Raw genomic sequence first — 803 nt, 5'->3', positions numbered from 1 at the left:
GGCCAGCACCACACCGCCGCCAGCGCTCGCTCCCTCAATGACGATGCCGTCGCGGGTGGCGAACCCCCGCTCAACGAGCCCCTCGGCAGCGGCGATCAGATCTGTGTGAGTAATACGTTTCCGATCGCGGGTAGCCGCCTGGTGCCATGGACGTCCGAGCTCACCACCACCTCGCACGTGCACCCAACCGAAAGCAACCCCGCGGTCGAGCAGGCTTAAACGCTTGGTCATGAATGAGGGCCAAGCCTTGAACGACGGCCATCTCGAGGATCCGTAACAGCCGTAGACTCGCAGTACAACCGGCCCAGGATTCGCCCGGTCGCACCGCGCGACAAGCGAAATTGGTATCTCGACCCCGTCTTCCGCCTCCGCCATGACCACCGTCGCCACATATTGAGCCGCGTCATATCCCGGAATTCGGGCCTGGTACAAGACTGCCGATCGGTCGTCGACGAGATCATGCTCGTAGAGGGTATCGGGCGTCACAAATGAGCTAACCGAGTAGGTCAACTTCGAGCTCCGGAACGGATGTCGTGCAACCGAATAGCTACCACCTACTGACAAGCCGACCTTTAGAGTGCAACTCGGCTCATCAGGAATAATCATTGCCCCAACCCGCCCGCTCCCGTCACGTGAGACCAAGCGAGGACGGAGGCCTTCTCGCTCCAGGACAACCAACTGTTGGTCGAGGACGTGAACCTCCTCGAGGGTCACCCCGGCTCGATGCGGAATGACTTCCTCCCAGGACGACGGTGACGGGTCGTCCACCGGCGCACACACGAGCCGCCAGTACGGTCCAGCAT

General features: G+C 61.6%; 1 protein-coding gene. It reads right to left on the bottom strand.

Translation table 11 applies throughout. From position 1 onward, the window contains the following. Positions 1-803: prolyl oligopeptidase family serine peptidase (locus EOA27_RS38585; RefSeq protein WP_145970909.1), on the bottom strand; the 803-nt coding region annotated here is incomplete at both ends.

Source organism: Mesorhizobium sp. M2A.F.Ca.ET.037.01.1.1 (genome assembly GCF_003998075.1).
Taxonomy (GTDB): Bacteria; Pseudomonadota; Alphaproteobacteria; order Rhizobiales; family Rhizobiaceae; genus Mesorhizobium.
This window is presented reverse-complemented; position numbering and strand designations above follow the sequence as displayed.